Genomic DNA, 17,276 nt, shown 5'->3' with positions numbered 1-17,276 from the left:
CCGAGTGTGCCGGCGGGTGCCGTCTCAGAGGGTGCGGTGGACCTTGGAGTTGGAGGCCTGGGCGCGGGGTCGGACCACCAGGAGGTCGATGTTGACGTGGCTGGGGCGGGTGACCGCCCAGGTGATGGTGTCGGCCACGTCGTCGGCGGAGAGCGGGGCGTCGACACCGGCGTAGACCTTGGCGGCCTTCTCGGTGTCGCCGCGGAAGCGGGTGGTGGCGAACTCCTCGGTCTTGACCATGCCGGGCGCGACCTCGATCACGCGGACCGGGGTGCCGACGATCTCCAGGCGCAGGGTCTCCGCCAAGACGTGCTCGCCGTGCTTGGCGGCCACATAACCACCACCGCCCTCGTAGGTGGAGAGGCCCGCCGTCGAGGAGAGGACCACGATCGTGCCGTCGCCGCTCGCGGTGAGGGCGGGCAGCAGCGCCTGGGTGACGTTGAGCGTGCCGATCACATTGGTCTCGTACATCTGGCGCCAGTCGGCGGGGTCGCCGGTCGCGACCGGGTCGGCCCCCAGCGCGCCACCCGCGTTGTTGACCAGTACGGCCAGGGAGCGGAACGCGGTGGCGAACTCGTCGACCGCCGCCCGGTCCGTGACGTCCAGGGCGTACGCCGTCGCCTGGTGGCCGGCGTCGGTGAGCTCGGCGGCGAGCGTCTCGATGCGGTCCTTGCGTCGGGCGGTGAGCACCACGCGGTATCCGGCGGCGGCCAGCTGCCTGGCGGTCGCGGCACCGATGCCGCTGCTCGCGCCGGTGATGACGGCGATGGGGGTGGCGGCCATGCGAACTCCTCGGACAGCTGATCGGTACGGGGCCAGGATAGGCGGGCGCTCCGGGGGCCCGTTCAGTGGTCGCGGGTGTCGTGCACGGCCCGCGGGGGTCGTGCACGGCCCGCGGGGGTCGTGCACGGCCCGTGGGGGGCGTGCACGGTCTGCGGGGTCGTGCACGGCCACAGCCGTGCCGGCCCGGCGGGATCGGTGATCCGGTCATGTCCTGGCGGGCCCGGGCGACGGAGCGGGGTGGGCGCGCGGCCGGTGCGCAGGTGCCGTGCGGGAGCCGTCGGGCTCGGTGCGGGGGTGGGCCGTGCGGGTGGGGGAGGCGCGGCGAACCGGTCTTTAAATAAGGAGGATTGGGAGCTATCGGTATGTTCTGCGCATGGGAGTGACGCGTAGAGCAGTGCTGAAGATGTCTGTCGCGACGGCGCTGACGGCCGCCGTGGTGCTCGGCGGCCCCGGGCTGTCCGCCGTCGCCGAACCGGCGCCCCGGGGGATCGCTCCGGAGGCGGACACGGCCCACCACGGCCGGGTCTCGCTCTGGGGCGACCGGCTCGGCGTCCTGCTGAGGACCGGGAACCGGGGGCCGTCCCCGCTCGCGGACGTGACGGTCAGGCTGCGCTTCTCCGTGCCGCTCGCGGCCGCACAGCAACTGCCCCCGGGCTGCCTGCGCGGCGACAGCCGGACCGTGCTCTGCGCGACCGGACCGCTGCCGGCGGCCGGTGAGGCGCGGCGCACCACCGTCGGCCTCCGCCTCGCGGGCCGCCCGGCCGAGGTGGTCGTGCGGGTGGACACGCTGTGGAACGGCGGTGCGAGCGACCGGAACCGGCGGAACGACACCCACGAGGTACTGGCCCCCGCCACGGGCGACAGATACGCGTTCTGAACCGGTGGGCCCGGGAGGCCGGTCATCGGGGAGCCCCGGCGGGTCCGCGAGGGCGGTCATCGGCTCAGGGTGAGGGCCTGCTCCAGGGCCTCGGGGTCGGGGCGCTCGCTCGCCCAGGCGACGTATCCGTCGGGGCGGACGAGCAGGGTGGTGGTGCGGTCGCTCGTCCAGTGCGTGTGGACGAGGGGCGCCGCACCGGCCGGGGCGGGCGTGTCCGGAGGTGTGATCAGCACGAACCCGCCCTTGCGCAGCAGCTCCAGCAGACGGCCCTCGGCGAGCTGGACATCGGGCGCACGGGTGCCCGCGAGACGGTGGCTGCCCTTCGGCGCTCCGTACGCGATGCCGATGCCGGAGATCCGGCCCATGGCCTTGTCCGAGGCCGGTCGCACGACGGACAGCAGGCGGGTGACGGCCCAGCGGACGGACCGCTGCAGCGGTGTGCGTGCCATCGCGAGGCGCACGATCGCGCCACTGGCGCGCAGGACCTGGGAGCCGACCGGGTGCCTCTCGGCGTGATAGCTGTCGAGCAGGGCCTCGGGGTCGGCGGCCTGCCCGCGCAGCACGGCCGCGAGCTTCCAGGAGAGGTTCGCCGCGTCCTGGAGGCCGGTGTTCATGCCCTGGCCGCCCGCCGGTGAGTGGACATGGGCGGCGTCTCCGGCCAGGAAGACCCGGCCCACGCGATAGGCGGGCACCTGGCGTTCGTCGCTGTGGAAGCGTGAGAGCCAGCGGGCGTCGTGCATCCCGTAGTCGGAGCCGAGGGCGCGACGGGCGATCTCGCGCAGCTCTTCGAGCTCGACGGGCTCGCTGTCGTCGACATGGCGGGTGCGGTTCCAGCCCATGACGCGGTACCAGCCGTCGCCGAAGGGGGCGATGAAGGCGAAGGCGTCACCCACGCCGTTGACCGTGAGCAGTCCGGGAGGCGTCTCGGCGAGCTGTACGTCGGCCAGGACGATGGACCGGATCACCGATTCGCCGGGGAACGGGAGCCCGAGGGCCTTGCGGACGGAGCTGTGCACGCCGTCGGTGCCCACGAGGTATCCGGCCTCGACGGTGGAACGGACCCCTTCGGCGTCGCGTATCTCCGCGGTGACCGTGCCGGTGTCCGCTGACTGGCTCAGGCCGAGCAGCTCCGTCCCGTAACGGAAATCCACGCCCGCTTCGAGCGCGCGCTCCCGCAGGAGGTTCTCCACCTCGTACTGCGGGGTGATGAGCAGGAACGGGAAGCGGGTCCGGAGCCGGGAGAGGTCGAGCGAGAGCCGGCCGAAGAGCCGCAGCTCGTCGAGGGTGGTGCCGGTCGCGACCAGCGCGTCGGCGAGGCCCCGGGAGTCGAGCAGCTCCAGCGTGCGGGCGTGCACGCCGAAGGCGCGGGTCAGGGTGCCGGCCTCGCGCCGGCGGCGCTCGACGACGGTGACCGAGAGGCCCTGGGCGGCGAGGTCGCCCGCCAGGAGCATGCCGGTGGGGCCGGCGCCCACGACGACGATGTCGATGGCGGTGGAGCTGGATTCCGAGCTGGATGTGCCGGTCATGGCGGTCTCCCGAGCGAATACCAACGACTGTTGGCCAACGTTTGTTGGTCAACGCTTGTTGGCAACTGTAAGGCGGGAGGATGTGGCGTGTCAACGGTTGTTGGCCTACGATCGTTGGCATGACAGCGCGCACCCCTTCTCCCGCTCCACGCCGCTCCGACGCCACCAAGGCGGCGATCCTCGAAGCCGCCCGTGAGCGGTTTGCCTCCGACGGGTACGAGCGCGCCACGATCCGGGCCATCGCCCGTGACGCCCGGATCGATCCGTCGATGGTGATGCGCTACTACGGCTCCAAGGAAGGGCTCTTCGCCGCCGCGTCCGCGATCGAGCTGCGGCTGCCCGGCCTCGGCGCCCTTCCCGGCAAGCACATCGGTGCGGTGCTCGTCGGGCACTTCCTGGACCGCTGGGAGCAGGACGACGTGCTGACGGGCCTGCTGAGGGTCGGGGTCACCAATGAAGCGGGAGCCGAGCGGATGCGGGCCGTCTTCGCCGAGCAGCTCGGTCCCGTGGCCGCCGGTGTCTGCCCCGATCCGGCCGACGCGCCCCGCCGGGCGGCGCTTGTCGCCTCGCAGATCCTGGGCATGGCGCTCGCGCGGTACGTCCTGCGCATCGAGCCCGCCGCCGCGATGTCCCGGGACGAGGTCATCAGCTGGCTCGCCCCCACGGTCCAGCGCTATCTGACGGCCGAACAGCCGTAGAGCACGGGCCGGCAGCCGTGGAGCGCGGCCCGGCAGCCGTAGAGCACGGGGGTGCAGCAGCCGTGGATCACGGCCGAGCAGCCCTGGAGCGCGGGGGAGCAGACGCCAAGCCCGGCCGGGCCGTGTGAAGTCCCACCGGGCGCCGGCCGAAGCGAGGGGGAGTGGAGCGTCTCAGGCCGTGGGGGCTTCGCTGCCCGCGCCGCCGAACTCGGCCACGGCGTCCGCCACGACGGCCTCCAGATGGGAGTGGTGGGCACCCCGCCAGTACACCCGGTCGCAGGCCGTGCACTGCGCGAACACGTCGTAGGACGCCTGCGTGCCCTGCTCCAGGCGGGCGCTCACGGAGTCCTTGTCCGCCTCGGCCAGCTCCCCGTTGCACGCGGTGCAGCGGGTCCATGGCGCGAGCACGGGCGCGAACCGGCCCAGGACGTCGCGCAGCTGCTCCCCGGGGCGGTCGCTGTAGATGTACGCCCCCGCCCAGATCTCCCTGCGCCGCAGCAGCCCCCGGTCACGGGAGAGCAGGACGCGCCGCTCCTTCGCGGAGAGGGCGGCCAGCGCGGGGTCGCCTATGTCCTCGCTCTCGTACGCCGCGTCCACGCCCAGCAGCCGCAGCCGTCGCGCGAGCGTGCCCAGATGTACGTCGAGCAGGAAGCGCAGGGGCGCGCCCGGCACCGGCTGCGGACGGCGCACGGCCCGCACCTCGACCAGCTCGCCCGCGCCGGGGATGTGGGACGCGGGGACGGGGTGGCCGTCGACGAGGAGCTGTCCGGCCTCGGTGAGCGGGACGCCGAGCGACTCCACGACATGGCCGAGGGTCGACGAGCCGTCGGTGGTGACGGCGGTGCGTCCCACGCGGCGGTCGTGGGCGACGAAGAGCCGCAGTTCCGGGGCTACTTCGAGGGTGATCTCGGGTCCGTTCACCTGGTCAGGATGCCATCCGGGGGGCAGCGCGGCGACGGGTTTCCGGCGTCCCGGTCAGGGGGTGGCGAGGTCCAGCCGCCAGTCGTTCACCCGCATGGGGTTGCCGGGCGGGTATTCGAAGTCGCAGTCGCCGAGCAGGACGAAGCCGCTCTTGCGGCACACCGCGTTCGACGCGCCGTTGTCGACGGACGGATAGGCGTGCAGATAGCGGTGCCTGCCCGCCTCCCGTGCGTGCTCCACCACTGCGGCGGTGGCCGACGAGGCGATGCCGAGCCCGTGGAAGCCGGCCAGGACCGCCCACCCCGTCTCGTAGATCTGCTCGTCCTGCCGGGTCTGCTCCCAGTAACCGATCGTGCCCACCGGCTCGCCGGTCGCGGCCAGGCTGATCCGGAACATCCTGCCCCGGCCCGTCCGGTCCGCGCTCAGTGCCACATAGCGTTCGTGGCGGACCATCAGCTGCTCCTCGGTCTCCGGGCCACCGAGGTGGGCCATCAGCTCCGGGGCATTGGCCAGCCGGAGCAGCCCGAGATCGCCCGCCGCCCAGGGCACGATCTCCACGAGGGCCGGGGCGGACCGGCGCGCACTGGTTTCCATGGGCCGAGTCTCGCACCCGGCACTGACAACGGACGGGCTTCAGTGCGGTGCGAAGGCCGTCGGAGGGACTCCCACCGTGGCCGTGAAGTCCCTGACCAGGTGCGCCTGGTCGCTGTAGCCGAGATCGGCGGCGAGTCGCGCCCAGTCGGGTTCGGGGTCCTTCTCGGCGCGTTGCAGCGCCTCGTGGATGCGGTGGCGCAGGATGACCCACTTGGGTCCGACTCCCACATAGCCGGAGAAGAGCCGCTGCAGCGAGCGCACCGACAGGTCTCCCGCCCGGGCGAGGGCGTCGACCCGGAGGAGGGAGCGGTCCGTGCGGGCACGTTCGGCGAGCGACGTCGCGAGTTCCGCCTGCGGGTCCGGCGTGGGCAGGAGCGGCAGCAGATACGCGTCGAGTGCCGCGACCCGGGCGTCCTCGTCCGGGGGGCCCAGCACGTCCGGCGCGATCACGGAGGCCGGTGGTCCGCCCTCGGGGGCCGCCAGTGCCTCGTCGGCGGGGACCCTGCGTCCCGTCCAGTCCGACACCGGCCGGCCCGGGGCGAACGGCCGGAAGGTGCCGGGCCTGAACTTCACGCCGCAGACCCGTCCCCTGCCCTCCAGCCGCTGGCTGAACAGCCCCTGGACGACGCCGTAGACCTCGGCCGTGCCCGCGCGCTCGGCCGCGCTGCCGGAATCGGAGCGCTGGAAGACCAGGTGGACGCAGGGGTGCGGCACCACCTGCGAGGTGTACGGCTCTTCGAGGTCCCAGTCGATCAGCCAGTAGTGCTCCACATGGGGCCGCAGCTCAGGGGCCGGATCGCGGAGGCGGAAGCGGACGCGGGTGAACAGGTCAGGGGCATGCACGATGCCCCGTGTCTCGCGTCCGGGTCCGGCCATGTACGGATCGTAGAACGGCTGCCACCGTGCCGCTGTCGCGTTTCTTCAAGACACCGGGTCTGCCGGGGTGCATCGTCGGAAGCATGAAGACGATCAGTGAACTACTGGAGGGAGCCGCCGCGAAGGCGGGTCCCGTCGTACGGGGAATCGGTGACGACCAGCTGTCCCGCGCCACGCCGTGCAGCGAGTACGACGTACGCGCCCTGCTCAACCATCTCTTCGGGGTGGTCGCGAACTTCCAGGTCCTGGCGGCCAAGGAGCCCGTCGACTTCAGCCGGACACCGGAGTTCGTCACCGGGGACTGGCGAGGCCGCTTCGGTGACGAGACGGCACTGCTGGTGAAGGCATGGGCGGAGCCGGGCACGGAGGAAGGGGTGAGCGGAGGCATGGGGCTGCCCGCCAGGACGGTGGGGCTCATGGTGCTGGGCGATCTGACCGTCCACGCCTGGGACCTGGCCCGCGCGACGGGCCAGGACTTCACGCCCGACCCGGACTCGGTGGCCGAGATGGAACCCGCGTTCGCCGAAATGGCTCCTCAGGCCCGGAAGATGGGGGTGTTCGGCGAGGCGTTCCCGCCGCCGCCCGGGGCTACGGCCTTCGAGCGGATGCTGGCCGGAACGGGCCGCGATCCCGGCTGGAGCCCGCCCCGCCCCTGACGGTGGGGGAGCCGTCCGCCGGGTGGGGGGTGGCCGGGTCGGCGTAGAGCCTGCCGAGAGCGGCGTACGCCCGGTCGACGACCGCCTCGGCCCGGTCCACCGTTTCGCGTGCGGCCAGGACGGCTGCCCGGCGGGCGTACGGCGGGGGCTTCCGGCGTTGGCGCCGGCAGTCGCAGACCGCGTACACCCCACTGGCGAGGACCACGGCCGGGACGGCCAGGGTCAGCAGCAGGTCATCCATGCCGGGCGGCCTCCTCGGAAGTCGGTGCTCCTTGCATCGGCAGGGTGGCCCGTTCGGCTGAAGATCATTCTTCGGCCAATGAATGGCCGAAGAGCGACCTCGAAACCGTGTCCCGGCGTCGTACGGCCCGCGTTGCGGCTCCGCTGTCACAGGTGGCGTGTCTCTCCGTGTCGCGCCTCCGAGGTGTCTCCCGCCGCACGCCTCACGTCATCGGCGTCGTACGGCCCACTCCACGGCTCCGGTGTCACTGGTCCGGCGGGCCCGTGCGCTCCAGGTCGTCCGGCGAACCGTCCCGGACCCCGTCCGGCCGGCCGCTCGGCTCCAGCCGGGTGCGCAGGGTCAGTGCGAACTCCTCGGCCCGTGCCAGCTGGGTCCGCAGCTTCGCCACCTGCTCGGCCGCCGCCCGCTCGTACGCCCGGACCCGCTCCAGGAGCGCGTCGTGCTCGTCCCCGCCGGCTTCGTCGCCGGCGTCGAGGCGGTCGACCGCCTCCAGGAGGTCCCGCATCTCTTCCAGCGTGAAGCCCAGCGGCTTCATCCGGCGGATGACCATCAGCCGGGCCACATCGCCCTCGGTGTACAGCCGGAACCCGCCACGCGACCTGGCCGAGGGGACCACGAGCCCGGACTCCTCGTAGTGCCGGATCGTGCGCAGGGACAGCTCGGTGCGCCGTGCGACCTCGCCGATCTGCATGTGCTGGCTGTTCACTGTGCCCTTTCGACTCCCGCCGTGACCACGGGAGGACGGCGTTTCCATCCCTACTCTAACGTTAGGGTAGAGTTGTTCGTCGCCCGGATACCGGGGCCGACGATGCCTCCGGCCGATTCCGGTGCCCCGTGGAGCGCGCGTCTCTCGCAGCCGCTCACCGATCCGATCCGCATGTCACACATGCCCCCGGTCGACCGGGTGCGCCCGAGCAACGACAGGTCACGCTTCTCTTGCCCTCATCCGTACTGCCCCTGGCAGGTCCGCTCCGCTTCTCCCGGCCGCCCTGGCTGTCCCCGAAGGTCTTCCGCAGGGAGACCCTGGCCGGTCTCGTCGTGGGTCTGGCGCTGATCCCCGAGGCGATCTCCTTCTCGATCATCGCCGGTGTCGATCCCGCCGTGGGCCTGTTCGCCGCGTTCACGATGGCCGTCGTCATCTCCTTCGTCGGCGGCAGGCCCGCGATGATCTCCGCCGCGACGGGCGCCGTCGCGCTCGTCATCGCCCCCCTCAACCGGGAGCACGGCTTCGGCTATCTGGTGGCGGGCGTCATCCTGGGCGGCGTCTTCCAGATCGTGCTCGGCGCCCTGGGCGTCGCCCGGCTGATGCGGTTCGTGCCGCGCAGCGTGATGGTCGGCTTCGTCAACGCGCTGGCGATCCTGGTCTTCATGGGCCAGGTCTCCGAGATCAGCGACGTCCCCTGGCCCGTGTATCCGCTGGTCCTGGGCGGTATGGCCCTGATGGTGTTCTTCCCGCGGATCACCAGGGCGGTCCCCGCCCCGCTGGTCTCCGTCGTCATCCTGACCTCGATCACCGTGGCCGCGGGCATCGCCGTACCGACGGTCGGTGACAAGGGGCAGCTGCCCTCGTCCCTGCCGGTGCCCGGCCTGCCGGACGTGCCCTTCACCCTGGAGACACTGACCACCATCGCGCCCTACGCCCTGGCCATGGCCATGGTCGGCCTGATGGAGTCGCTGATGACGGCCAAGCTGGTCGACGAGATCACCGACACGCACTCCAGCAAGACCCGGGAGTCGATCGGCCAGGGGATCGCCAACATCGTGACCGGCTTCCTCGGCGGCATGGGCGGCTGCGCGATGATCGGCCAGACCATGATCAACGTGAAGGTCTCCGGTGCCCGCACCCGGCTCTCGACCTTCATGGCGGGTGTCTTCCTGATGGTGCTCTGCATCGCGTTCGGGCCGCTCGTCTCCCGTATCCCGATGGCGGCCCTCGTCGCCGTCATGATCATGGTGTGCTTCGCGACCTTCGACTGGCACTCCATCGCGCCCAGGACCCTCAAGCGGATGCCGGCCGGTGAGATCACGGTCATGGTGATCACGGTGGTCTGTGTCGTCGCCACCGAGAACCTCGCCGTCGGTGTCGTCGTCGGCTCGATCACCGCGATGGTCATCTTCGCCAGGCGGGTCGCCCACCTCGCCGATGTCACCACCGCCATCGACCAGGACGGCGGCCGGATCACCTACTCGGTGACCGGCGAACTCTTCTTCGCCTCGTCCAACGACCTGGTCGGGCGGTTCGACTACACCGCCGATCCCGGCCGGGTCGTGATCGACCTGACCGCCGCGCACATCTGGGACGCCTCGGCCGTCGCGAGCCTGGACGCCATCACCACGAAGTACGAGCAGCGCGGGAAGAGCGTGGAGATCGTCGGGCTCAACGAGCGGAGCGCCCGCCTCCACAGCTCCCTGAGCGGTGAACTCACCGGCAGCACCTGACAGGCACCGCCCGCGCGGTGCCGACGGGTTCCTCCGCGCCGCCTGGACGCCCGGCCGACGGGGCTCCTCCGCCGCGCACCGGCGGGGCCGCCTGCACGCCCGACCTCGGTGCGGGCCCCTGCCGTGCGGCCGGCTACGCGCTACGCCGACGTTCGTGCGGCTGGCCGCTCGCCGTCCGGGGCGATCGGCCGGACGCCTCGCAGAAAGCCCTGAGACCGGCGGTCAGCGCATGGCGTGCGGCCGGTGGCATGCCGTCCATGGTCTGCCGGAGGTACTGCTCGCGCCGGTGCCGGAGGGCGCGCAGGTGCGCCTGGCCGACATCGGTGAGCCGCAGCTGTATCTCGCGGCGGTCCTCCACCCGGGGTGTCCTGCGGAGGAACCCGGCGGCCTGGAGCCGGTCGCAGAGGCGGCTCACCGAGGGGGCCGCCATCGCGAGGTGCCGCCCCAGGTCGCGCATGTTGATGCCCGGCTCCCGCTCGACGACGTACAGCACCCGGGTCTGGGTGGGCGAGACCGGTGCCGTGTCGAAGGCCTCCCGGCCGCGTTCCCACGCGTTCTCGAGGAGTTCCCGCAAGTGCCCGGCATCGAGGGAGGTGTCCGGTACGTCCTGGGGGTCCGGGACGGGATCCTCGCTCATGTGACACTCCGAGTGGGCTCTGTGGGCCGGGCCGGCTGGCCGGTGTGAGCAACCGTGCAATCGAAGATATGTCAACGAAAGCGAGACCTGTACAAGTGGACAGACCCAGCGCGGTCGAACGCCTGTTGCGTGAGGCCGCGCCCCACCGGATCGTCGAGGTGCTGCGCACCCGGATCGAGCTGCGACACCATGCCCTGGGGGTGGAGCTGCTGCTCGCGGACTACGCGACATCCTGGCTCCAGCCCGTAGGTGAGATGCATCACTCCAGTGGGCCGATACCGGTTCACGACGGCGGTGCCGGAAGGGCGTTCGGTGCGCAGGAGCCGCACTGCGTCCACGACCCGGTGGCCTCGACCACGACCGTGCACCTGCCCGTCACCGTGCGGGGTGACCGGCTGGGAGTGCTGAGTGTCACCCTGCCCGACAGCGAGGGTGCGGGCCCCGGCGGTGACGCGCTGGACGATCTGAGCGCCTGCGCGCAGGCGCTGGCCCACGAGGTCGTCGTCGCGGAACGGGACACCGACCTGTTCCTCCGGGCCCGCAGGGCGGAGCGTCTGACCCTGGCCGCGGAGATGCAGTGGCAGCTCCTGCCGGGGCGGTCCTGCGCCCGCGAGGAGTACAGCATCGGTGCCCAGCTCCAGCCCGCCTACGCCGTTCACGGTGACAGCTACGACTGGTCCGCGTCGGCCGACGATCTCGTACTGACCGTCAACAACGGGATGGGCGAGGGCATCGACGCGGCGCTGCTCACCAATCTGGCGGTCAACGCCCTGCGCAACGCCCGGCGGGCCGGCCTGGATCTCGTCGATCAGGCGTACCTGGCCGATCAGGCCGTGTTCGGCCAGCACCACGGGAGCCGCCACCTGGCGGCCCTGCTGCTCCGCTTCCATCTGCCCACCGGGCGCGTTCAGATCATCGACGCGGGGTCGCCCCGTATCTGGCGGCTGCGGGGAGGGGCCGTCGAAGCGGTCGAACTGGAGGCCCAGATGCCGCTGGGCATGTTCCAGGACACGGTCTACACGGTGCAGGACTTCGAGGTGGAGCCGGGTGACCGGCTGTTCTTCCTGAGCGACGGCGTGTACGACGTCCTGTCGCCATCAGGGGAGAAGTACGGCCTGCGGGCACTCTCCAGGGCGATCACCGACACGCGGCTCCTGCCGGCGTCCCAGGTGCCGCGGGCCGTACTGGAGGCGCTGCTGGGGCACCGGGGCAGCGGTCCGGTCGTGGACGACGCGCTGGTCGTGTGCCTCGACTGGCACGGGCGCCCCGGGGCAGGCTGAGAGGCCGCCCCGCTCTCGCCCGTGGGCACGGGACGTCCTGGAACGTGTGTGCCCGGTGAAGAATTCCGGCAGGTCTGATGTGCGGGGCCTTCCAGGGGCCGGGCCGCGCCTGCCTCCTGCGCCGCCGAGGGGCCCGGCGGCGCAGGGGGTGGCTTGCCATCCGCAGGGCGCATGGGCAATGGTTGCCGAAGGGAAAGTAATTTTCGTCCAGTTGGAAGGTGGTGCGACTCGCCCCTGGCGGGTCCCCCCTCATGGCTCCTCCGAAGGAACACATCGCCACGAAGACTCACCAACGGTCCGCATCCGGCGTCTGGGGCACCGCCCCGTACCCGGTGATCGTCGCCGACAGCTCCGGAGTCGTCGTCGACTTCAACCCGATCGCCGCCTCGTTGCTCGAAGGCGCGGCCCTCGGCATCACGCTGTCGCAGGCGGTGCCGTACTGGCTGGCCCGTGCTCATGACGAGACGGTGGCTCCCGCCGGATCTCCGGCGGCCGAACCGCACCGGCCCGTGTACCGGGGCGAGATCGGAGCCCAGAGCTTCGAGGCGCATCCGACCCCCGGCGTGGACGGGAACGTGGTGTGGTGGCTGGTCGACGACACCGACCGACGGCTCGCCGAGCAGGCGCTCGCCACGGAACGGGAGCGCACCACCTTCCTGGCCGAGGCCTCGAACGTCCTGCTGGCGTCGCTGAACACGGACCGCTGCATGCGCGCCACCGCCCAACTCGCCTCCCAGCACCTCGCCGACGCCGCCGTGGTCGTCGCTCCCGCCGCGGGCCGGAAGCTGCCCATGGCGTACGCGGTCAGGGGCCGGGCCGCGGTCCGCGCGACGGTGGCGGCCGATCCCTCCCAGGTGCCCGGCCTGAGCGAGGCCCTTCAAGGCTTCCCGCCGGTACCCTCCCGGTGGATCGACCCCGGGGCGCTTCCCGACTGGCTCATCCCGGACGACTTCACCGGCTCCGTGGGGTCGGCCGCCGTCACCCCCCTTCCCGGCCACGGCGTCCCGGCCGGGGTCCTGGTGCTGCTGCGCAGCGCCGACTCCGCCCAGTTCAACGCGAACGAGGAGGTCTTCGCCCGGCTGTTCGCCGCCCGGGCGGGCGCCGCCCTCTCCGCCGCGCGGCTGTACGCGGAGCAGAGCGACATCACCCGGACCCTCATGCGGGACCTGCTGCCCCCTCAGCTGCACTGCGTGAACGGCGTCGAGTTCGCCGGCGGCTACCAGCCCGCCTCCGCACGGGACCGGGTGGGCGGCGACTTCTACGACGTGCATCCGGGCAGTACGCAGGAGGAGGCCTCGCTCGCCGTCCTCGGCGACGTCTGCGGCAAGGGCCTCGACGCGGCCGTGCTCACCGGCAAGATCCGTAACACCCTGCAGGCGCTGACACCGATGGCGGGCGACCACGAGCGGATGCTGCGGCTGCTCAACGGAGCGCTCCTCAACTCGCACCACACCCGCTTCGCGACCCTGGTGCTGGCCTCGGTCCAGCGCGTGGAGAACAGGGTGCGGCTCCGCCTCACCTCCGCCGGCCACCCCTCCCCCCTGGTGGTCCGCAACGACGGCCGGGTCGAAGAGATCGACACCCGCGGCACCCTGGTCGGGGCGCTGCCCCACATCGAGGCCCGCACCGTGGAGATCCACCTCGATCCCGGCGAGACCTGCCTGCTCTACACCGACGGAGTCACGGAGGCGCGCGGCGGCCCTCTCGGTGACGAACTGTTCGGCGAGGAGCGGCTGATGCGCGTCGTGGGGGAGTGCGCGGGCATGCCCGGCCAGGCCGTGGTCGAGCGGGTGCAGATGCTCGCGTCCCAGTGGCTGCACGACGGCAGACACGACGACATGGCACTCGTCGCGATCACCGCCCCGCCGACCACCCACCTCAGCGCGGTGGACGGGCACACCCGGGGCAGGTACACCGCATGAACGCGTACATACCTGCCGCGCCCCGGCTGCGCGGCCTCCAGGCCGAGTTGTGGGCCGCGGTGACCAGCCGGAACGAACGCGCGGCCGCCGACCTGCTCTTCTCCGCGCTCGACGACGGACTCGACGCGGAGACCGCGCTGCTGGACGTCATCGCCCCCGTGCAGGCGCGGGTGGGCGCCGAGTGGGCGGCCAACCGCCTGAGCGTCGCGCAGGAACACGCGGCGAGTGCCATCGCCGAGCGGATCATCGCCGCGCTCGCCCACCGTCACCCCGCCGCGCGCGCCACGCCGAGCCTGGGGCGGGTCACCGTGGCCTGTGTGGACCAGGAGTGGCACGTGCTGCCGGCGCGTCTGCTCGCCGAGGTGCTGACACTGCGCGGGTGGCAGGTGGACTTCCTCGGCGCCCAGGTGCCCACGCCGCACCTCATCGCCCACCTGCACACGTACGGAGCGGACGTCGTCGCACTGTCCTCCTCGATCCCCACCCGGCTGCCCGCCGCGCACGCGGCGATCACCGCCTGCCAGGCCGTGGGCGTGCCCGTGCTGGCGGGCGGGGCGGCCTTCGGGCCTGCCGGCCGGCACGCGCGCCGCCTGGGCGCGGACGCCTGGGCACCCGACGCACGCTCCGCGGCGCGCCGCATCGCGGACGGCATCGAGGTCCCGGCTATGGCGGTCGGCAGGCAGCAGATAGACGACCTGCCGCACCTTGACGACCAGGAGTACACCCTTGTGGTCCGCAGCAGGCCCCAGCTCGTACGTGAGGTGCTGGCCCAGCTCGAGAGCCGCTTCCCCGAGGCGGCGTCCTACACGGAGCAGCAGCGCGAGCACACCGCGCAGGACATCTCCCACATCGTCGAGTACCTGGGCGTGGCCCTCTACATGGACGATGACGACCTCTTCGCCGGCTTCCTGACCTGGACCGCGGGCATCCTCGGTGCCCGCGGCGTCCCGGCGGGCTCCTTGCTGCCGGTCCTCGACGTCCTGGGGACGGAGCTCAAGGACTTCCCCCGATCCACCCGGCTGCTCGACCAGGCGCGCACGGCGCTGGACGCCCTCCTGGCAGGGGCCGGCCATACCACCGGAGCCTCGGATGACCGATCTGAACAGTCCACCCTTCTCCCTGACCGCTGAGGCCGGCCCGGGGAGCGTCCTGCTGCGTCTGTCGGGTGACCTGGACCACGACACGTGCGAGCAGCTGGTGGAGCGTGTCCAGGCCTGTCTCTCGGCCGACCCGGGCCTGCGCGACCTGATCCTGGACTGTGAGCGGCTCCGGTTGTGCGACTCGATGGGCGTCTCGAGTCTCCTCATGATCCACCGCCGCACGTCGTCCGCCGGTGTGGTGCTGCACCTCGTGAACCAGCCCGCGTTCCTGCGCAGGATCCTGGAGGTCACAGGCATCCGCCAGATCTTCGGGCCGCAGGGTTCCGGCCGGCTCGACGGGCAGGCTCACGCGGAGGACGGCCCGCCGACCGTCCCTTCGGGCTGAAGCGGCGTCACGCGGACCGGGAGGGCGAGGGCGGGCCGAGGGCCGCGTCGAGCGTGGGATACGTCCGGATCACCCGGTCGACACCTGCCGTCCGCAGGAGCCGTGTCACGGCGGTACCCGGGGCGGCTACGCGCAACTGGGTCTGCTGGTGCGTCTCGATGAGCAGGCTGAGGAAGGACGAGTCGGCGAACGTGACCGCGGACGTGTCCAGTACGACGACCTCGTGCCCGGCCACGGCCTGCCACATGGCGATGAAGAGCGGATCGATGCTGTCGCAGTCGATCTCGCCCTGCGCCCGGACGACCCAGCAGCCGTTGATCTCACGTTCGGCCGCCACCACCGGTGACGCGGCGGGCGTGGAGTTGTCGAGAGGCTCACGGACCATGCGGGAAAGTATGCCAACTGCCCCGGCCCGCCCGCACGGACACCCTGCTCAGGTGAGGGCGATCAGGGCGACGATGTTCTTGCCGCCGAGGTGGTGCGTGACGGACACCCACTCCGTCAGACGGCGCACCAGGGGCCAGCCGTAGCCCCCGATGGGAGCCGTGGCCGGGTCGCGTTCCGTGACGACCGGCGCCTCGGCGCTCGCGTCGCCGACGGTGAGGAGGAGTCCGTCGTCGGTGATCTCCGCCGTGAACCCGGTGAGCCCGCCGCCGTGCCTGACGGCGTTGGTCACCAGTTCCGAGGTCACCAACAGCGCGTCCGCCACGACGAAGTCGGCCGGAACCTCTCCGTCCCGTCCGCTGAACCACGCTTCCAGGAGCCGGGTGACGACGGCGCGCGCGGCAGCCGCGTTCCGCGGCACGCCGGGCGGGCCTTCCGCGTCCACGGGGGCGTCCGGCCCGCTGCCGTCCGCCGGCGGCTCCACGAGCCCGATGCCGGCCGGATGCTCCGTACCCTCGTCCGCCGGTGCCACCGGGGCAGGAGTGCCGGCGGCCTCCTCCGGCCCATCGGCCGGACTCACGCCGCCGCGCAGTCCCTCTCGTTCCCCGCTCATGACACTCCGCGCCTGCCCGGCGGGGCGGGAGTCATTCGTCCCCCGTCCGGGCGGCGGGTGAACGGGGCGGCCCCGGGCACGGGGGTCAGCATGTGAGCGCCGCGTCCACCGTGTCCGCGAAGCTGAAGGCACCGGCCGTGCCCGAGACCTCGAAGAGCCTGCGTACTCCCGTGCCGAGCGGGCCCGCCAGCACCAGCCGCACCCCCGACTCGGAATGCCTGCGCTGGGCGTTCAGCAGGGCGTGCAGGCCGGTGGAATCGGCGAACTCCAGCCGGGACAGATCGGCCACGGTCAGCCGTCCGCCGCCCTGGGCGGCCTTCTCCAGAGCCTCGACCAGGCCGGAGGAGTCCGACCATCCGTCGAGGCTCCCTCGGACACGGATCACGACGACACCGTCGTCAGTGGTCTCCACGACCACACGCAGTTCATCTGCCGACATGCGTCACATCTTCCTACACCGCGGAAGTGGCGGGGGCACGCGTGGTGACAGGGCCCCCGGGGAGCGGTGCCGGACGGTGTGATGCGGGGGACGGACACCGGAGGGGGCGAGGGAGTCACACGCGCATGCGGACGGGCCGGTCCGCTCCCAGGACCGCAGCGGTGCCTGGAGGACTCCCGGCCGCGTGACGCGCGGCGGCGTCCGGAGGGTTCGCCGTGGCGCCCCGCCCCGCTCGGATGGCCCGTGTCAGGGCCACACCAGGCAGTACGCCTGGTGCCCGGCGTCGTGCAGCCGGTGGGAGAAGTCCTGCCACTCGTGGAGCAGCTGGTAGACGTTGAACGCGTCGCGCGGTCCGCCGCGGTCCGGGACCGTGGACCAGATGAAGGCCGCGGCGCCGACCGATTCCTCGCCGACGTCCCGCAGCGGGTCGACGACCGTCATCGGCAGCTTGACGACCGCGTAGTCGGGGTGGAGGACGACCAGCTCCAGCGGGGGGACCTTGTTCAGGGGTATGCCCTGTATGCCGGTGAGGACCATGGCCGCCACCGTCTCGGGCTTGATCTTGCTGAACATGCCGCCCATGCCCAGCTCGTCACCCCCGAGCTCCTCGGGGCGCATGGAAATGGGCACACGTGCGGCGGTGGCCCCGTCAGGGGCACCGAAGTATTTGTAGGTCACCCCCACCCGTCCACTGCTCCTGCTCCCCGAACCTTCGACGCCGCCCGTCTGAGCGTCCCGTACGCGCTCGGCCTCGCGCCGGTGCCGCCCTCGCCGGGCAGGCTCGGGCCCCAGGTCGTCGGTCCCTTCGCCCACTCCGCCACCGCGATGCATATCTCATCCACCCGACTACTTCTTAGGAGACACAGCCCCGCCGCGCAACCCGATCATCGTCAGTGACCTCCCCC

The 17,276-nt window shown here is 72.1% G+C and carries 20 protein-coding genes; 8 read left to right on the top strand and 12 right to left on the bottom strand.

All coding sequences use genetic code 11. The features are described 5' to 3' along the window. Nucleotides 1-24: 24 nt before the first annotated feature. Complete coding sequence (locus tag ACWCQM_RS12350; protein ID WP_073753464.1) at nucleotides 25-783, bottom strand: SDR family NAD(P)-dependent oxidoreductase; 759 nt, start codon at nucleotides 781-783, stop codon at nucleotides 25-27. Between the two features lie 403 nt (nucleotides 784-1,186). Here ACWCQM_RS12350 and ACWCQM_RS12345 point away from each other — a divergent pair, with 403 nt between their 5' ends. Beyond that, nucleotides 1,187-1,660: a hypothetical protein gene (locus ACWCQM_RS12345; protein WP_450915236.1), complete on the top strand. Its 474-nt coding sequence runs from the start codon at nucleotides 1,187-1,189 to the stop codon at nucleotides 1,658-1,660. Nucleotides 1,661-1,716: 56 nt separating this feature from the next. Here the strand turns inward: ACWCQM_RS12345 and ACWCQM_RS12340 are convergent, their stop codons facing one another. Then, nucleotides 1,717-3,186: an FAD-dependent oxidoreductase gene (locus ACWCQM_RS12340; protein WP_450915235.1), complete on the bottom strand. Its 1,470-nt coding sequence runs from the start codon at nucleotides 3,184-3,186 to the stop codon at nucleotides 1,717-1,719. A 119-nt stretch (nucleotides 3,187-3,305) separates the two neighbouring features. On the opposite strand from ACWCQM_RS12340, the gene ACWCQM_RS12335 reads away from it, so the two are divergent. Further along, on the top strand, nucleotides 3,306-3,884 hold the full coding sequence (locus ACWCQM_RS12335) for a TetR/AcrR family transcriptional regulator (RefSeq protein WP_450915234.1): 579 nt from the start codon (nucleotides 3,306-3,308) through the stop codon (nucleotides 3,882-3,884). Nucleotides 3,885-4,055: 171 nt separating this feature from the next. Here ACWCQM_RS12335 and ACWCQM_RS12330 read toward each other — a convergent pair whose 3' ends face one another. From ACWCQM_RS12330 to ACWCQM_RS12320, 3 genes are read right to left on the bottom strand one after another with little or no spacing between them, the layout of a single operon-like run. Continuing rightward, nucleotides 4,056-4,805 (bottom strand): Mut7-C RNAse domain-containing protein, encoded by a 750-nt coding sequence (locus ACWCQM_RS12330; protein ID WP_450915233.1) that lies wholly within the window; start codon nucleotides 4,803-4,805, stop codon nucleotides 4,056-4,058. Between the two features lie 54 nt (nucleotides 4,806-4,859). Further along, entirely contained in the window at nucleotides 4,860-5,399 is a 540-nt protein-coding gene (locus ACWCQM_RS12325) for a GNAT family N-acetyltransferase (RefSeq protein ID WP_450915232.1), read from the bottom strand. A 39-nt stretch (nucleotides 5,400-5,438) separates the two neighbouring features. Continuing rightward, on the bottom strand, nucleotides 5,439-6,275 hold the full coding sequence (locus tag ACWCQM_RS12320) for an AraC family transcriptional regulator (protein WP_450915231.1): 837 nt from the start codon (nucleotides 6,273-6,275) through the stop codon (nucleotides 5,439-5,441). 83 nt (nucleotides 6,276-6,358) lie between these two features. Between ACWCQM_RS12320 and ACWCQM_RS12315 the strand changes: the two genes are divergently transcribed. Further along, nucleotides 6,359-6,931, top strand: a complete 573-nt coding sequence (locus tag ACWCQM_RS12315; RefSeq protein ID WP_450915230.1) for a TIGR03086 family metal-binding protein — start codon at nucleotides 6,359-6,361, stop codon at nucleotides 6,929-6,931. On the opposite strand, the gene ACWCQM_RS12310 is transcribed toward ACWCQM_RS12315, so the two are convergent. Together ACWCQM_RS12310 and ACWCQM_RS12305 are read right to left on the bottom strand one after the other, a co-directional pair. Next, nucleotides 6,864-7,172 (bottom strand): hypothetical protein, encoded by a 309-nt coding sequence (locus tag ACWCQM_RS12310; protein ID WP_450915229.1) that lies wholly within the window; start codon nucleotides 7,170-7,172, stop codon nucleotides 6,864-6,866. The two genes, ACWCQM_RS12315 and ACWCQM_RS12310, sit on opposite strands and share 68 nt — an antisense overlap. Before the next feature lie 244 nt (nucleotides 7,173-7,416). Beyond that, nucleotides 7,417-7,863 (bottom strand): MerR family transcriptional regulator, encoded by a 447-nt coding sequence (locus tag ACWCQM_RS12305; RefSeq protein ID WP_450915271.1) that lies wholly within the window; start codon nucleotides 7,861-7,863, stop codon nucleotides 7,417-7,419. 245 nt (nucleotides 7,864-8,108) lie between these two features. On the opposite strand from ACWCQM_RS12305, the gene ACWCQM_RS12300 reads away from it, so the two are divergent. Continuing rightward, complete coding sequence (locus tag ACWCQM_RS12300) at nucleotides 8,109-9,611, top strand: SulP family inorganic anion transporter (protein WP_450915228.1); 1,503 nt, start codon at nucleotides 8,109-8,111, stop codon at nucleotides 9,609-9,611. A gap of 133 nt (nucleotides 9,612-9,744) precedes the next feature. On the opposite strand, the gene ACWCQM_RS12295 is transcribed toward ACWCQM_RS12300, so the two are convergent. Beyond that, entirely contained in the window at nucleotides 9,745-10,248 is a 504-nt protein-coding gene (locus ACWCQM_RS12295; protein WP_450915227.1) for a MarR family winged helix-turn-helix transcriptional regulator, read from the bottom strand. Nucleotides 10,249-10,343: 95 nt separating this feature from the next. Here ACWCQM_RS12295 and ACWCQM_RS12290 point away from each other — a divergent pair, with 95 nt between their 5' ends. The 4 genes from ACWCQM_RS12290 to ACWCQM_RS12275 all read left to right on the top strand — a co-directional run bounded on the left by ACWCQM_RS12290 (nucleotide 10,344) and on the right by ACWCQM_RS12275 (nucleotide 14,935). Further along, nucleotides 10,344-11,528 carry a PP2C family protein-serine/threonine phosphatase gene (locus tag ACWCQM_RS12290; protein WP_450915226.1) on the top strand — a complete coding sequence of 395 codons (1,185 nt, stop codon included), beginning with the start codon at nucleotides 10,344-10,346 and terminating at the stop codon, nucleotides 11,526-11,528. Nucleotides 11,529-11,779: 251 nt separating this feature from the next. Continuing rightward, complete coding sequence (locus ACWCQM_RS12285) at nucleotides 11,780-13,450, top strand: SpoIIE family protein phosphatase (RefSeq protein WP_450915225.1); 1,671 nt, start codon at nucleotides 11,780-11,782, stop codon at nucleotides 13,448-13,450. Next, the gene (locus tag ACWCQM_RS12280) at nucleotides 13,447-14,580 is read left to right on the top strand and encodes a cobalamin B12-binding domain-containing protein (protein ID WP_450915224.1); all 1,134 of its coding nucleotides are present in this window, start codon (nucleotides 13,447-13,449) and stop codon (nucleotides 14,578-14,580) included. Before ACWCQM_RS12285 ends, ACWCQM_RS12280 begins: the two co-directional genes overlap by 4 nt. Further along, nucleotides 14,540-14,935: an STAS domain-containing protein gene (locus ACWCQM_RS12275; protein ID WP_450915223.1), complete on the top strand. Its 396-nt coding sequence runs from the start codon at nucleotides 14,540-14,542 to the stop codon at nucleotides 14,933-14,935. The genes ACWCQM_RS12280 and ACWCQM_RS12275 overlap by 41 nt, the downstream gene beginning before the upstream one ends. A 7-nt stretch (nucleotides 14,936-14,942) precedes the next feature. Here ACWCQM_RS12275 and ACWCQM_RS12270 read toward each other — a convergent pair whose 3' ends face one another. The 4 genes from ACWCQM_RS12270 to ACWCQM_RS12255 form a co-directional block, all read right to left on the bottom strand. Beyond that, on the bottom strand, nucleotides 14,943-15,320 hold the full coding sequence (locus ACWCQM_RS12270) for an STAS domain-containing protein (RefSeq protein WP_450915222.1): 378 nt from the start codon (nucleotides 15,318-15,320) through the stop codon (nucleotides 14,943-14,945). A gap of 48 nt (nucleotides 15,321-15,368) precedes the next feature. Then, nucleotides 15,369-15,932 carry an ATP-binding protein gene (locus ACWCQM_RS12265; RefSeq protein ID WP_450915221.1) on the bottom strand — a complete coding sequence of 188 codons (564 nt, stop codon included), beginning with the start codon at nucleotides 15,930-15,932 and terminating at the stop codon, nucleotides 15,369-15,371. Between the two features lie 85 nt (nucleotides 15,933-16,017). Further along, nucleotides 16,018-16,371: an STAS domain-containing protein gene (locus ACWCQM_RS12260; protein ID WP_450915220.1), complete on the bottom strand. Its 354-nt coding sequence runs from the start codon at nucleotides 16,369-16,371 to the stop codon at nucleotides 16,018-16,020. A gap of 246 nt (nucleotides 16,372-16,617) precedes the next feature. After that, the gene (locus tag ACWCQM_RS12255) at nucleotides 16,618-17,202 is read right to left on the bottom strand and encodes a hypothetical protein (RefSeq protein WP_450915219.1); all 585 of its coding nucleotides are present in this window, start codon (nucleotides 17,200-17,202) and stop codon (nucleotides 16,618-16,620) included. Nucleotides 17,203-17,276: the final 74 nt, after the last annotated feature.

This window comes from Streptomyces sp. NPDC002125 (genome assembly GCF_053593715.1).
Note: the sequence above shows the minus strand (reverse complement) of the source record. Positions and strands in the feature narration are given on the sequence as shown.